The organism is Nocardia sp. NPDC055053 (assembly GCF_053608285.1).
Map to the genome: position 1 here is coordinate 1 of NZ_JBSGVD010000048.1, position 14,465 is coordinate 14,465.

The 14,465-nt window shown below is 67.4% G+C and carries 14 protein-coding genes; 3 read left to right on the forward strand and 11 right to left on the reverse strand.

What is annotated here, in order from left to right; translation table 11 throughout:
• The first annotated feature begins 181 nt into the window (after positions 1 to 181).
• Positions 182 to 460 (forward strand): DUF4190 domain-containing protein, encoded by a 279-nt coding sequence (locus tag ACWF82_RS30870; RefSeq protein ID WP_379037537.1) that lies wholly within the window; start codon positions 182 to 184, stop codon positions 458 to 460.
• 3 nt (positions 461 to 463) lie between these two features.
• Here the strand turns inward: ACWF82_RS30870 and ACWF82_RS30875 are convergent, their stop codons facing one another.
• From ACWF82_RS30875 to ACWF82_RS30895, 5 genes are all read right to left on the reverse strand, one after another.
• Entirely contained in the window at positions 464 to 1,267 is an 804-nt protein-coding gene (locus tag ACWF82_RS30875) for an enoyl-CoA hydratase/isomerase family protein (RefSeq protein ID WP_452506912.1), read from the reverse strand.
• Positions 1,268 to 1,368: 101 nt separating this feature from the next.
• Positions 1,369 to 2,541 (reverse strand): acyl-CoA dehydrogenase family protein, encoded by a 1,173-nt coding sequence (locus ACWF82_RS30880; RefSeq protein ID WP_452506914.1) that lies wholly within the window; start codon positions 2,539 to 2,541, stop codon positions 1,369 to 1,371.
• Positions 2,542 to 2,619: 78 nt separating this feature from the next.
• The gene (locus tag ACWF82_RS30885) at positions 2,620 to 3,489 is read right to left on the reverse strand and encodes a metal ABC transporter permease (RefSeq protein WP_379309752.1); all 870 of its coding nucleotides are present in this window, start codon (positions 3,487 to 3,489) and stop codon (positions 2,620 to 2,622) included.
• Positions 3,486 to 4,349, reverse strand: coding sequence for a metal ABC transporter ATP-binding protein (locus ACWF82_RS30890; RefSeq protein WP_452506915.1), 864 nt, complete (start codon positions 4,347 to 4,349; stop codon positions 3,486 to 3,488). The genes ACWF82_RS30885 and ACWF82_RS30890 overlap by 4 nt, the downstream gene beginning before the upstream one ends.
• An 8-nt stretch (positions 4,350 to 4,357) precedes the next feature.
• Positions 4,358 to 5,242 carry a metal ABC transporter solute-binding protein, Zn/Mn family gene (locus ACWF82_RS30895; protein ID WP_452506917.1) on the reverse strand — a complete coding sequence of 295 codons (885 nt, stop codon included), beginning with the start codon at positions 5,240 to 5,242 and terminating at the stop codon, positions 4,358 to 4,360.
• A gap of 550 nt (positions 5,243 to 5,792) precedes the next feature.
• On the opposite strand from ACWF82_RS30895, the gene ACWF82_RS30900 reads away from it, so the two are divergent.
• Positions 5,793 to 5,978 (forward strand): hypothetical protein, encoded by a 186-nt coding sequence (locus ACWF82_RS30900; protein WP_452506919.1) that lies wholly within the window; start codon positions 5,793 to 5,795, stop codon positions 5,976 to 5,978.
• A gap of 136 nt (positions 5,979 to 6,114) precedes the next feature.
• Here ACWF82_RS30900 and ACWF82_RS30905 read toward each other — a convergent pair whose 3' ends face one another.
• The 6 genes from ACWF82_RS30905 to kstR form a co-directional block, all read right to left on the reverse strand.
• Positions 6,115 to 6,543, reverse strand: coding sequence for a hypothetical protein (locus ACWF82_RS30905; RefSeq protein WP_452506921.1), 429 nt, complete (start codon positions 6,541 to 6,543; stop codon positions 6,115 to 6,117).
• Positions 6,540 to 7,868 carry a polymorphic toxin type 24 domain-containing protein gene (locus tag ACWF82_RS30910; protein ID WP_452506923.1) on the reverse strand — a complete coding sequence of 443 codons (1,329 nt, stop codon included), beginning with the start codon at positions 7,866 to 7,868 and terminating at the stop codon, positions 6,540 to 6,542. Before ACWF82_RS30910 ends, ACWF82_RS30905 begins: the two co-directional genes overlap by 4 nt.
• On the reverse strand, positions 7,865 to 8,167 hold the full coding sequence (locus ACWF82_RS30915; RefSeq protein ID WP_452506925.1) for a WXG100 family type VII secretion target: 303 nt from the start codon (positions 8,165 to 8,167) through the stop codon (positions 7,865 to 7,867). The genes ACWF82_RS30910 and ACWF82_RS30915 overlap by 4 nt, the downstream gene beginning before the upstream one ends.
• A 17-nt stretch (positions 8,168 to 8,184) precedes the next feature.
• The gene (locus tag ACWF82_RS30920) at positions 8,185 to 8,499 is read right to left on the reverse strand and encodes a WXG100 family type VII secretion target (protein WP_452506927.1); all 315 of its coding nucleotides are present in this window, start codon (positions 8,497 to 8,499) and stop codon (positions 8,185 to 8,187) included.
• A gap of 220 nt (positions 8,500 to 8,719) precedes the next feature.
• Positions 8,720 to 11,290, reverse strand: coding sequence for a trehalose-phosphatase (otsB, locus tag ACWF82_RS30925; RefSeq protein WP_452506929.1), 2,571 nt, complete (start codon positions 11,288 to 11,290; stop codon positions 8,720 to 8,722).
• 312 nt (positions 11,291 to 11,602) lie between these two features.
• Positions 11,603 to 12,217: a cholesterol catabolism transcriptional regulator KstR gene (gene kstR / locus ACWF82_RS30930; RefSeq protein WP_218720591.1), complete on the reverse strand. Its 615-nt coding sequence runs from the start codon at positions 12,215 to 12,217 to the stop codon at positions 11,603 to 11,605.
• Between the two features lie 126 nt (positions 12,218 to 12,343).
• Between kstR and ACWF82_RS30935 the strand changes: the two genes are divergently transcribed.
• Positions 12,344 to 14,464, forward strand: coding sequence for an acyl-CoA dehydrogenase family protein (locus ACWF82_RS30935; RefSeq protein ID WP_452506931.1), 2,121 nt, complete (start codon positions 12,344 to 12,346; stop codon positions 14,462 to 14,464).
• Position 14,465: the final 1 nt, after the last annotated feature.

Consider the following 14,465-nt stretch of genomic DNA (forward strand, 5'->3'; position numbering starts at 1 on the left):
GTCAGGCACCGTTGCTTGCTCCTTCGTCGCGTACGCAACGGCGCCTGACCGGCGGGACGGCCGCGACGGCCGCTGCGCGGCCTGCCCCTCCTCGAGGTCGGGGCGTGCGTGGCCAGGTTTGTTTTGCGGCTGCGCGCGTAGTGCGGCGTCAGTGGCCCTCGTGCACAGTAGAATTCGGTGCGTGGCGATACCCAATCAGCCGATCGGTGAGACGGTCGAGCACCCGCAGGCGAACCTGATCCTCGTGCTCGGGCTGCTCAGCCCGTTCTGCTGCGGGATCTTCGGGCCGGTCGCGTGGGTGCTCGGCAAGCGGGCGCTCAACGAGATCGACGCGTCCTACGGCGCGCTGTCCGGGCGCTCCCAGGTGACGATCGGGTACATCGCGGGCATCCTCGGCACCATCCTGATGGTGCTGTTCGCGTTGCTGTACCTGGCGGGATCCTGCAACGGTAATTTCTGAGCGTCAGTCCAGGCTGGGACGTTCCTCGGGGACGTCCCAGGCGGGCCATTCGGTGCTGACGCGGCCCGTCCACTTCGGCTGCCGCCGTTCCTTGAACGCCGCCATCGCCTCGCCGCCGTCGACGCTCTTGGCGACGTGGGCGTTGAGCTCGGATTCGAGCTGCCCGACGACGGCCTGCGTCATGCCGAGGCTCTCCCAGATCAGCCGCTTGGTCAGCGCGACCGGCAGCGGCGCGGGCCCGGTGGCGATGTCGTGGGCGACCGACAGCGCGGTCGGCAGCACCTCGCCAGCGGGCAGGCTGGCATTGGCCAGGCCCATCGACTTGGCCTCATCGCCGTCGAAGGTGCGCCCGGTCAGCATGATGTCGGCGGCATTGGCCAGCCCGGCCAGCCGCGGCACCGTCCAGTGCGCGTAGCCGTCGGCGAGCACGCCACGGCGCACCTGGCTGAGCCCGTAGACGGCGTCGTCGGCGAAGTACCGCAGGTCGCACTGCAACGCCAGCGCCAGCCCGATCCCGACCGCGTGGCCGTTGACCGCGGCGATCACCGGCTTGCGGACCTGCCACGGCGGCGGATCGAGCGTGGCGCTCACCTCGCCGGCCCGGGCGGACAGATCGGCGCCGGCGCAGAAGGCGGGCGCGGTGCCGGTGATGACGACGGCGCGGATCGCGTCCTCGATATCGCAGCGGTGCAGCGCGGCGCTCAGCTCGGCCGCCATCGTCGGGGTGACGGCGTTCTGCTGCGCGGGACGGTTGAGCGTGAGCACGGCGACCCCGGCAGAGACATCGACGAGCAGTTCCGAACTCATGGGATCGAATGGTACTAGCGGCCGGGCGTCAGCGGCCGGAGACGGTAGCTTGCGTAGCCGCGGAGGCTGCCGACCGACCGGCCGCTGGATCGAACACGGATCTACTCGCGCAGCAAGTGTCTTCCGATGGCGTACTTGTGGACTTCGGTCGGACCGTCGTAGAGGCGGAACGCGCGCATATCCCGGAACAGCATCTCCACGACCGTCTCGTCGCTGATCCCGATCCCGCCGAGCACCTGCACACAGCGATCGGTGACCTTGAACAGCTCCTCGGAGACATAGGACTTGGCCATCGAGGATTCGTGCCTGGCCTGCTGTCCCTGATCCATCAGCCAGCAGCTGTGCCAGATGGTCAGCCTGCACTGGTGCAGCGCCACCTCGTTGTCGGCGAGCATGAACGACACGCCCTCGTGTTCGCCGATCGGCTTGCCGAAGGCGGTGCGGGTGCGCGCGTAGTCCAGGGCGATGCTCTGGGCGCGTTCGGCCGCGCCGAGCCAGCGCATGCAGTGGGTGAGCCGGGCGGGCGCCAGTCGCAGCTGGGCGTAGCGCAGGGCCTGCCCGGTGCGGCCGAGCACGGCCGACGGCGGCAGCGTGAGGTTCTCGAACCGCACCACCGCGTGCCCGCCGACGTAGTTGCGGTCCATCGTGTTCATGATCCGCTCGATGACGATGCCATCGGCGTCGCCGTCGGTGAGGAACAGTGTCGGCCCGGCGGGCAGGTGCGGGTTCTCGGCAAGGCGCGCCATGATGATCCAGGTCTTGGCCCCGTCGGCGCCCGTGATCAGCCACTTGCGCCCGTTGACGACGAAGTTCTCCCCGTCGAACACCGCCTCGGTGCTCAGCTGACCCGGATCCGAGCCGGCGCCGCCCGGTTCGGTCATCGCGAACACCGAGCGCTGCTCACCCCGGATCACCGGCATCAGATACCGGTCGACCTGGTCCGGGTCGGCGATCTTGCCGAGCAGGAACATATTGCCCTCGTCGGGCGCGGCGCAGTTCATCGCGACCGGGCCCAGCGTCGACCAGCCCGCCGCCTCGTAGACGAGCGCCTGCTCGACATGGGACAGGCCGAGCCCGCCGTATTCGACCGGCGCCTGCACCGTGAGCAGCTTCTCCGCCCGCGCCAGTTCGACGAGTTCGGCGCGCAGTTCGTCGGTCGGCCCGTGCGCGGTCAGGCGCGGATCGCGTTCGAAGGGCACGATCTGCTCAGCGACGAAGGCGCGAACCCGATCCCGCAGCGCGGCCAGATCATCCGGAACACTGAAGTCGATCATGCTGTGTATTTTGCGCGCCGGTGCGCGCGGGCCGCGGCCCTTTGAGCCGACCGGCCGCGTCGGCGCCGACAGCCTCGATCAGCGCGCGCCGGCCAGCTGCCGGTTGCGGTGTCCGACGAACCGGCACACCAGATAGATGGTGAACGAGATCCCGGTGACGAAGGTCGACACCGGCACACCCGGCGCCAGCGACAACAACAACCCGCCCACCGCGGACACCTCGGCGAAGATCACCGACAGCACCGTCGCCCGCAGCGGACTCGCGGTCAGCTGTGCGGCAGCGGCCGCCGGGGTGATCAGCAGCGCGAGCACCAGCAGCGCACCGACGATCTGCACCCCGAACGCGGCGGTGATGCCGAGCAGCACGGCGAACACCACCGACAGCGCCCGCACCGGCACCCCGCGCGCGATCGCGACCTCGGGATCGGAACTGGCGAACAGCAGCGGCCGGTAGACCACGGCCAGCACCGCGAGCACGGCCGCGGTGCAGGTGACCAGCAGCGCCAGCCCGTCGTAGCCGACACTGGCGACCTGCCCGGTCAGCAGCGAGAACTTCGACCCGGCCCGGTCGGGCGCGAGCCACAGGAACAGCACCGACAGGCCGAGCCCGAACGAGAGCACCACCGCGATCACCGAATCACGTTCGCGCGCACGGGAACCCAGCCAGCCGAACAGCACGGCCGCGACCACCGACCCGGCGATCGCGCCGATCCCGACCCCGACACCGGCCAGCAGCGCCGCTGACGCGCCGGTCAGCGAGAGCTCGCTGGTGCCGTGCACGGCGAACGACATCTGCCTGCTGACGATCAGTGGCCCGATCAGCCCGGCGAGCAGGCCGAGCAGCGCACTGGCCAGCAGCGCCTGCTGCACGAAGTCGTAGGTGAGCAGGTCGGCGGTGGTGCCGACGTCGAACATCTGGTGCAGAACCTTGGTGAGCTTGTCCATCAGGCGGTACCGCCGAGGGCGTCCATGTCGTCGCCGGTCCCGACGACGACCAGCCGGTCGCGCACCCGCAGCACCTCGACCTCGGTGCCGTAGAGCTCCGACAGCGTCGCCGAGGTCATCACCTCGTCGGGCGTGCCGATCCGGAATTCGCCGTCGACGAGGTAGAGCACCCGGTCGACCAGCGGCAGGATCGGGTTGATCTCGTGGGTGACGAACAGGACCGCCGTGTCGTGCTCCCGGCGGCGCTTGTCGACGAGCTCGGCGACCAGTCGCTGATTGGCCAGGTCCAGGCTCAGCAGCGGCTCGTCGCACAGCAGCACCGACGGATCGCCGACGAGCGCCTGCGCGACCCGCAGCCGCTGCTGTTCACCACCGGAGAGCGTCTCGAGCGGAGCGTGCGCGAAACTCTGCGCCCCGACCGCGGCGACAGCGGCCTCGACCTTGCGCGCCCGTTCACCGCGCCCACGCCAGCCAAGTCCCCAGCGGTGCCCGTCGACACCGAGCCCGACGAGATCGACCCCGCGCAACTGCACCCCGGCGTCGATGGTCTTCTGCTGCGGGACATAGCCGATGCCGGGATTGCCGACGTCGGCCTGTTTGCCCGCGACCTCCGCGGTGCCCGCCGTCAGGCCGAGCTTGCCGAGCAGCACCCGCAGCAGCGAGGTCTTGCCGGAACCGTTGGGTCCGAGGACGGCGATGAACTCGCCGGGCGCCACGTCGAGGTCGAGGCCGTGCCACAGTGTGCGGTCTCCGAACGACAGGGTTGCCCCGCGCAGGCGGATGGCCGCGTCGGCGGCAGGCTCCTGCGGCTCGGTGGCGGACTCCGCTGTGACGGTCAGCGCTGCTTCCTCGGTCGTGGACATGACCGGCCTCAGCGCAATGCCGCGGCGAGCGCCTTGGCGTTCGCGGTCTGCCACTGGACGTAATCCATTCCGGCGGGCAAGGTCTCGGAGACCTCGACGACCGCGATGCCCGCTGACTGCGCGGCGGCCCGCAGGTCCTGGGTGATCTTGTCCTCGGTCTGGCTGTTGTAGATCAGCGCCTTGACCTGCTTGCCGGTGATCAGGTCGCGGGTAGCGGCGACGGCGGCCGGGGCCGGATCGGTCTCCTGCTCGATCGCTTCCTGGAACTCGTGCGGGGTCTTGTCCTGCGCGGTCGCGGCCACCAGCAGGTAGTGCGCGAGCGGCTCGGACTGGGCGACGGGCGCGTTCGGATGCTGGGTGGCGATGGTGCCGGTGATGGTGCTGACACCGATCAGCTGGTTCTTGAAGGTGGTCGCCCGCTCGGTATAGGCGGCGGCATTAGCGCTGTCGAGCTCCCCGAGCTGGGCGGCGATCCGGTCGGCGACCGCGGCGACGGTGCTGACGTCGTACCAGACGTGCTCGTTTTCGTCGCTCTTGTCGGCCCGCTGCTCGAACGCCTCGACGGTCCGCTTGTCCTTACCGGAGATGGCCTTCTCGATGAACTCGTCGTAGTGCCCGCCGTTGAACACGACCAGGTCGGCGTCGCTGATCTTGGCGGTATCGGTGGCCGAGGTCTCGAACGAGTGCGGATCGGCGGCGGGATCGCTGATGATCGAGGTGACCTGCACATCGGGCCCGGCGACCGCGGTCGCGATGGAGCCCCATACATTCGTGGACGCCACGATCGACAGACCATCGGAACCCTTGGAGCCGTCGCCACAGGCAGTGAGCACGACCGCGGCCGCAACTCCCGCCGTGAGACCGGCACACACGCGGGCGAATCGACTGTTCACGCAGTACTCCTGGCCGTGCTCGATCAGGCAGGCTGTGCCCTAGATCATAATGGAAACCGTTACCGTTTTACTTTAGCAGCAACGAGTACCCGGTACGAACCACACCGAAAAGCCGGGCTCGGAATCCAGGCCAGACTTGTCGAGACCGGCAGCCCTCGCCGATGAGCTGGTAGGCCTCGATCGGCAGGCGCGACGCGCGGGGAGCCCCCTTTCGCCGGGCAGATCGTTGTCATGTTGTAGCGGTAGGCCATTGCGCTGCTGCACATTTCGACCTCAGCCTCGGTGAAACGCGAGGTCGCCCAGATTGATCCGCCCGCGGTACCATCGGGCACCATGCGCACCCCAGTAGGAGGAAACGGGGCCATGTAGTGGTCCCCGCCAGCGTCCATAACGTCAGCAACTACGTCTACGGCCTCGCGGACACCTTGCGCCGAGCCCCCGGCGCCGCCAGCCTGAAGTCGAGCCCTGCGCCGACAGGAGTTGGGCAGGCGCCGTAGCAAGCACCTTCGCCATCGGACGGTCCGAGACTATCCGTCCGAACCTGGACCTGGTGTCCAATCTTCATACTCAGCGCCGACCAGGTCGTCATGAAACCGGCCTGGTGCTGATCCAGAATCAGACCTCGGGCTCTGCTCCACTTTGCGCGCGCTTCGTCGAAAGCCCGTCGTTCAGCTTCGCGTTCTTCATCGCTGAGCGGCGCGCTTCCTGCTTCTTCTGCCATTCCAGTTTCTACTGACGCGGAAGTTTTGTTGCAGACTGGAAAAGTGCCTCATCCGGAAAGCTGTCGAAATCGGCAAACAGTCATGGATCGGGCGCGGTCGATCTGCGATGTGACCGCCGACGTCGCTGTCGCGGCAGTCGTGATCTGGTTGTCACCGAGGGTTATGGTGTCCCATGTAGCGTTCGATCTGGGTCAGCCCATCGCGGAAATCGTCGGTCTCAGCGAGGACGTCGAACGATCTCAAAGTGTCCAAGATCGGCACTTCGCCGAGCGCTTCGAGTTCCTCGATCTTGTACATGATGTAATCAGCATCCGGGTCATCGGTGGTCCGGCCGATCTCGGCCGCGATGGCTCGGATACCGGCTTTTCCCCCGTGTCGGGCCAGGGCCTCTGTGGCGTCGATCATCACGGTCACGTTCTGGTCATGCAGCATGTCGCTGAGCCTGGCCAGTACGGTCGGTTGGCTGGCCCACGGAGTGAGCTTCTGTATTGCGTCAATTCTAACGCTGGTATCTGCGCTCATGGAAAGTTCGAGTGCGCTGCTCACAGTATCGGTGGAGTTATTATCGGATGGCATCATGGTATCTCCTCCGGTGTGGCGGCCCGAACGGAATTGGGTAAGGTTTGACCGAAATATTCGCCCGTTTTCGGATTTTGATTCTTTCTTACCTCGACGACGTGTGGTGTCGGAATGTCCTGTCCGGTTTCTTTATCGTGGTGAGATTTGCCTGTGAGGTCTACGCGCTTGGTTGCGATGCCGTCCTCGTCGAAGTAAGTATAGTGGGTTACGTTTCCATTCGCATCCTTCTTTACCATATACGAATTCGGGGTCCCCTTTGTGGGGAGTATTCGATCTGTGCATACGGCAGCGTTGTCCAAATTGTTCTTGAGGGACGGCTTCGGGGTCAGCTTGGTGCGAATCCAGGTCTTCAGCCGCTCGAAGAGGTCCGTTACGGCCTTCCAAGCCGCTTTGCTTGTGGTTTTCGCATTCTCGGCAACTCCCGCAAGTTGCACAATCTTTCGTGCGCGCCATGCTTTGACCGCGTCGCCGATGGTTGTAGCCCATTTTTTTGCTGATGCAACGGCCTTGGCGCCGGCGAGCATAGTTCCCGGCCCGGGAGCCAAACAAGATGCGACAACGGTAAACGCCAAATCGAGTGCTGCATCCGCGACGATGTCATTGATGAAACCATTGATCTGGTTGCGGAGCTCGACGATCGAATCTTTGTAGTCGGTGCAGGCTTTGCTGAGTTGATTGCACAGATTCAGCAGTTCGCCGATGGAGTTCTCGATCGTTTTCAGGTCTTCGCGTACCTGTGTCGCGTCTTCGGAGACGACGCCTTCGAAGAGGCTGGCAGCGATCGTGATCTTGTCTTTGGCGTTGGTGTTCTGGTAGATCCTGCCGAGACGATCCCACGCATCCGCCGCGTTCGCGAGGGTGTCGGTATTTCCGTCCGGGAGTGGGCAATTGATAGCGTCGAGGACATCGATCGCGGTCCCAGCAAGGCCTTGTGGGGTCCCGCCGGCGGCGGACGCGGGAAGTGCGTAGGGTCCGAATGTCGCCGTCGATGCCGCATCGGCCGGTCTTTCCGGCTGCACGGTGCCCCTGAGGTTGGCATCGGACTGGGCATGCTCGAATCCGATATCGTTGAGCGCTGTGCCGTACGCGCGCAGGGTCTGGTATGTCTGCCCATAAAACGAGACCGCATCCCGGGCCGACTGATCGTAAGAGGCCGCCCACGCTCGACCGTCTTCGTCTCGGCCAGCCATCATGCCGTAGCTGTTGAGTTCGCCGAAGATGTAGGTGAAGCTGTCGAACAGCGCCGCAGCAGCGTCGAAGCAGTTGGTGGCGGCCTGGTAGTAAACCTTGGGATCGACTTCCACCCTCGTGATCGTCGGCGTCATACGCCTAGAATCTTCAACGCCGTCGAAGCAGCATCGGTGTAGCTCTGGTGAGCGGTCTTCGCGGCCGTCTCCAACGCGGCCAACCCCTCCTGCATGTCTGTGACACCAGCACGCCACTCCGTGTGTGCCTCGGTGTAGGCCGCAGCCGCGGCACCAGACCAGACGTCCTCGACTTCCTTGGCTTTGGCGTCGAGCGCGGTCAGAACATCGGTGACTGCGGCCATGTATCCGCGCATACGAGCGGTCAGCTGCTCGAGCTGGTCGAGATCGACCGAGAAGGCCTGTGGTTCGGTGGTCATGCGAGTCGTCTCCGGCTTCAGAGGTTCAGCGTGTAGGTCGCCGCGGCATTCGACTCATCGACCGCAAGCAGGGTCTCGGCGGTGACCCCCAACTTGTCCGCGAGCTCGAACAACGCATCCCATACCTGATCGGCACCGAGATGGAACTCCTCCCACCCTGCGGTGAATACCCCCGCGTTGTTGCCGGTCCAGGCCTCGATCGTCGCCCGCATATCGATCACCAACGACGCGTATCCGGCCTGACACTCCTTCGCCACCTGGAATGCCAAACGCCCCAACGCCTTAACTTCCTCAGGCTCGATCGAAAGGGTCGAAGGCTCTCCCGTAGTCACGACCCCACCCCATTAACTCCCAAAACTGCGGCTTCAAGTTCCCCGTATCCCGCCGGACAATATTCCGCGCGGAGACAGACTGCAACTCGGTTGTACTCGAGCGGCCCGCATCAGGGTGGACGACGGATCTGTGGCGGCCGTCCTGGCGGAAGGTCTGCGTCCGGTACGAATCACACCGAAAAGCCGGGCTCGAGTTCGAGCCCGGCTTGTCGGGAAACCGTCAGACCAGTACGTCGGCCGGGTGGCTGAGCAGCTGGGCGCAGCGCAGCAGGCCAAGGTGGCTGTAGGCCTGGGGATGGTTGCCCAGTGAGCGTTCGGCGACGGGGTCGTACTCCTCGCTCAGCAGGCCGGTCGGCCCCGCGGCCGCGACCAGCTGGGCGAACAGTGCCTCGGCGTCCGAGCGCCTGCCGATGAGCAGGTACGCCTCGACCAGCCAGGCGGCGCACAGGTGGAACCCGCCCTCGCCGCCGGGCAGGCCGTCGTCGTGGTGGTAGCGGTAGACCGTTGCGCCGCTGCGCAATTCGGCCTCGGTCGCGATGACCGTCGCGGCGAAACGCGGGTCGGCCGGGTCGATCAGGCCGCTCAGCCCGATGTGCAGGGTGGCGGCGTCGAGATCGGTGCCGTCGTAGGCGGCGGTGTAGGACTGCACCTCGTCGTTCCAGCCCTTGGCCTTCACCTCGTCGGCGATGGTGTCGCGCAGCAGCGCCCACTCGGGATCGGCCGGGCGGTCGAAGCGCTCGGCCAGGGTCAGCGCGCGATCGATCGTCAGCCAGCCCATCACCTTCGAGTACACGTGGTGACGCGGATTGCCGCGGATCTCCCAGATGCCGTGATCGGGCTCGGTCCAGCGCCGCTGCACCGCCGACACCATCGCGTGCACCAGCTCCCAGTCGGCGTCGGGCAGCGCCTTGGCCGGCTCGATCATGCCCTGACGTTCCCGCTCGTGCGCCATCGAGGTGATCAGGTCGACGATCGGCCCGAACACGTCGAGCTGCACCTGCATGTTCGCCGCGTTGCCGACGCGTACCGGCCGCGAACCGGCGTAACCGGGCAGCAGATCGATGACGGCTTCCGGCGGCAGCGTCTCGCCGTAGATCGTGTACAGCGGGTGCAGCCGCTCGGGGCCGGGCAGGGTGTCGAGGACCCGGTGTGTCCAGCCGAGGAACTCCTCGGCCTCGGTCAGCGAGCCAAGCGTCACCAGCGCCTGCGCGGTCAGCGACGCGTCGCGCAGCCAGCAGTACCGGTAATCCCAGTTGCGCACGCCGCCGATGTCCTCTGGCAGCGAGGTCGTCGCCGCGGCCAGGATCGAGCCGGACGGGCGGTGCACGAGCCCGCGCAGGGTCAGCGCGGAGCGCTTCATCAGATCCGGCTTGAGCGGCGGCAGCTGCAGCCCGGCCGCCCACTGCGACCAGTACTGCTCGGCCAGTTGACGGCGCTGGTGTTCCGGCGTCATCGACGGCGCGAGGTCGGCGGTGCCGCAGCGCAATTCGAGCACGACCGGTGCGCCGGACGGGTCGACCACCGCGCGCGCCTGCTCGTTGGTGCCGTCGGAGAGGATCTCCCACTGCACGCCGGGCGAGCGCAGCACCATCGGATCGTTGGTGCCGCTGACCCGCAGCCCGCTCGGCACGGATTCGATGCGCACCGGCACCTGGCCGAATTCCGGCCGCGGCGCGAAGGTGACGACGGCCTTCGCGTCACCGGTGATCACGCGGGTCAGATCGGTGCGGTCGGGGGCGACGTCGTGCGGCAGGTAGTCGGTGACTTGCAAACTGGCCCAGCGGGTTTGGACGGTCATCGTGCCGTCCACGTACCGCTGCGACAGCGGCAGCCCGGCCCGCTCCGGCGCCACGGTGAAGTGCCCGGCGTTGGCGCCGCCGAGCAGGTGCGCGAACACCGCCGCCGAATCCGGCTCGGGATGGCAGAACCAGGTGACCGTCGCGTCCGGGGTGAGCAGCGCGACCGAGCGCGGGCTGGCCAGCATGGACAGCCGCTCGATGCGCGGCGCGCTGGCGCCGGCCAGCCAGGTGCGGCGTTCCTCGACCAGGAAGGCCAGCGCCCGCGCCACTTCCTCGGTCGAATCGACCCGCAGCTTGGCCAGGCTCTCGCCGTCACCGACCTTGATCCCGACATCGGGGCCGGAGAGCACCCGGAAGGCCTTCTCGTCGGTGACGTCGTCGCCGAAGAACACCGCGGCCGAGGCGCTCTCCTGGTGCCGGATGGTGTCAAGGGCGGTGCCCTTGTCGGTGGGGATCACCGCGAGCTCGATCACCGCCTTGCCCTCGGTCACCTGAACGCCGACCCAGCACGCCGGGCCCTGACGCACGGAATTCAGTGCGCGCCTGCCGATCTCGGGGCTGGCGTTGCGCACGTGCAACGCGGCGCTCGCCGGTTTCATCTCGACGGCGACGCCGGGGTTCTCGGCGGCGATCTGGGTGAATGCGGAGTTGATCTCCGTCAGCAGCTGCTTGGCGTCGTTGTCGATCGCGTGCACGAAGCCGACGTCGAACTCCGAGCCGTGACTGCCGATCAGCTGCACCTCGACCGGCAGGCGCGACAGCGCCGCCAGATCACGTAGTGCCCGACCGGAAATCACCGCCGCGGTCGTGTTCGCCAACCCCGCCAGCGCGCGTAAGGCGCTCACCGATTCCCGTTGGGGAAACGCTTTGGCGGGGTCGGACACGATCGGGGCGATAGTCCCGTCGTAGTCCGAGGCAACCAAGAGCCGTGGCACGCGCGCAACCGACGCCAGTGCACGGCGGACTTCCAAGGGCAGATCCTGTGCGCTCACGCATCCAACCTAGTGATGGGAGGAGTTGATCAGGGGGCGCGAAAAACAATACTGCGTCAATTTTGCCGCGCGAGCGGCGCGGCGGGTTGTGCGCTCCGGTGTCGGCCGGTGGCTCGCGACCGCGTCGCTAATTCCGGGCCTTTCGCCCATCGGGGCGGACCCTGTTCGCCGAGCTCAGCATGCCCGCGGGTCGATCGGAGACGCCCGCGTGGCTGGTAGATGCATGGTTCCGCATATGCGACGTCGGCTATGCATCTTCCAAGGGGAAGGCGCACAGCCGACGCGTGTCAACAGCTGTAGGGGATTTGTCGTCTATCCGCGATCGCCCAGCAACAGGTCGACGGTGAGCTCGAGTCGTTCCGTGACGTCGGTCGCCGACGCGCGCCGGGTGAGCCACGCGACCAGGTTCGACAGCCACACATCGGAGATGACCCTGGCGATGGCTAGCTGGCGCTCGTCGGGCTCGCCGTCGCTCATCGCGCGGGCGAAGACCCGGTCCATCACCTTGCCGACGCGATCGACCTCGGCCGCGGCGGAGGCGTCGGCGAACATGAACGCGCGCGTCATGGCCTCGGTGAGCAGCGGATCGCGCTGCATCATCCGGGTGATCTGGGTCAGCAGGCCGTGCATGCGCTCGGACGGGCCGTCGCCGGGTAGCGGCCTGCGCTTGCCCTCGAACTGCTCGAATTCCCTGGCCAGCGCCGAGACGAGCAGGTGCACCTTGGACGGGAAGTAGCGGTACAGGGTGCCGACGGCGACATCGGCCCGCTCGGCGACCGCGCGCATCTGGACGGCGTCGTAGCCGCCCTTGGATGCCAGCGACAGGGTGGCGTCGAGGATGCGCTTGCGGCGCTCGCGCTGGGCGTTGGAGCTCAGTTCGTCCTCGGACAGTGTCGTCACGGTGGGCGTGGGGGCCGGACTGTCCATCGTGGAAACCCTTTCACTGCGTGCGCCTGAAATGTCGGACCAGTGTAGGTCTCTTGACTTACACCCGGCCCGGATATTAGAACATGTTCTAGGAGTGGGAGCCACGCCGGAAGGGCGGTTTTTCTTGTGACCATCGCCACCACTGACGAGCATAAAGCCGCCGCGGAGTCGCTGCGGGGCTGGGCGAGTTCGGTCGCGCCGATTGCAACAATGCGGGCCGGCGGTGCCGGAAGCTGGCACCAGTACTGGCCCGCGCTGACCGAGTTCGGCCTCTTCGAGGTCGCGCTCGACGAGGAGCACGGCGGCTTGGGCGGCACCGTGGCCGACCTGGCCGTGCTGCTGGAACAAACCGCCGACGACCTGGTCGGCGGTCCGGTGCTGGCCACCGCCCTGGCCGGGCTGATCACCCAGGGCGCGGTGACCGGCGGTGCGCCGTGCGGTGTCGCCGTGCCCGGCGAGCGGCCGACCGCCACAGCGGTGGGTTCGGACGCCGACGGCTGGACCGTCACCGGCGCCTGGGACTACGTCTACGGCGCCGACAAGGACACTCAGGTCCTGGTGCCGGCGAGCACACCGGACGGCACGCGCTGGTTGCTGCTCGCGCCCACTGTGGTGACAATCACGCCGCTGCGCAACGCCGACCACACCGTGCCGCTGGCGCGGGTGGAGGCCGCCGGGGTCGCGGTGTCGTCGAGCTTCGCGCCTGAGCTCGACGTCACCGACCTGTTCGTCGCCCTCGCGGTGGCCGAATTGGCAGGCATCGCGGGCTGGTGCCTGCGCACCGCGGTCGACTACGCCAAGGTCCGTGAGCAGTTCGGCAAGCCGATCGGCAGTTTCCAGGCGATCAAGCACATCTGCGCCTGGATGCTGTGCCGCACCGAGCTGATCCGTGCCGTCGCCGCCGACGCGGCCGCCGCCATCGACGAGGGCGGCGCCGAGCTGCCGATCGCCGCCGCCGTCGCCGCGGCCGCAGCGCTCGACGCCGCGGTCGACACCGCCAAGGACGCTATCCAGGTGCTCGGCGGCATCGGCTTCACTTGGGAACACGACGCGCACTTCTACCTGCGCCGGGCCAGCTCGCTGCGCCAGCTGCTCGGTGGAACGGCGCGCTGGCGGGCCAGGGTCTCCGACCTCACCAGGGCGGGGCAGCGCCGCACCACCGGCGCCGAGCGCGTCCTCGGTGCCGCCGCGGGCGATTCCGCGCTGACCGCCGAGATCGCCGCCATCGCCGCGCTGGCGCAGGCGGAGCAGCAGCGCGCACTGGTCGAGGGCGGCTTCGTGATGCCGCACTGGCCGAAACCGTATGGGCGTGAAGCCGATCCGATGACCTGCTTGCAGATCGCCGAACAGCTGCGCCGCGCCGACCTGGAGACCCCCGACCTCGCCGTCGCGGGCTGGGCGGTGCCGACCCTGCTGCGCTTCGGTACGCCGGAGCAGATCGAACAGTTCGTCTGGCCGACCCTGCACGGCGAGGTGACCTGGTGTCAGCTGTTCAGCGAACCGGGCGCCGGCTCGGACCTCGCGGCTCTGCGCACCACGGCCGAGAAGGTCGACGGCGGCTGGGTGCTGCGCGGCCAGAAGGTGTGGACGTCGCTGGGGACGATCGCGAACTGGGGCATCTGCCTGGCCCGGACCGATCCCGCCGCGGCCAAGCACCGCGGGATCAGCTACTTCCTCGTCGACATGCGCGCCGCAGGCGTGCAGGTACGCCCGCTGGTCACGATCACCGGTGAGGAACGCTTCAGCGAGGTCTTCCTCGACGACGTCTTCGTGCCCGACGACGGCTTGGTCGGCGCGCTGAACAACGGCTGGAAGATCGCGCGCACCACCCTGTCGGCCGAGCGGGTCGCCATGGGCGGCGGCGGAATCGGCGGCGCGCTGGAGGCGCTGCTCGACCGTTTCCCGGTCGGCGGATGGGGAACTGAACTGCGTGAGGACCGCTTCGGCGACCTGATCACCTCCTCGATCGCAGGCTCGTTGCTGGAGCAGCGGATCGCGGTGGCGACCATGGCCGGAGTCGACGCGGGCGCCCAAGCCAGCGTCCGCAAACTCGTCGGTGTCCGGCACCGGCAGGACCTGGCGGAGTACGCCCTGGAGCTTTCCGGACAAGAAGGCTCCCTGGACAACGAAGCCCTGAAAGAATTCTTGCTCACACGCTGTCTCTCCATCGCGGGCGGTACCGAGCAGATCCTGTTGACCGTGGCCGCCGAACGGATTCTCGGCCTGCCGCGCGATGCGGACAGTTAGC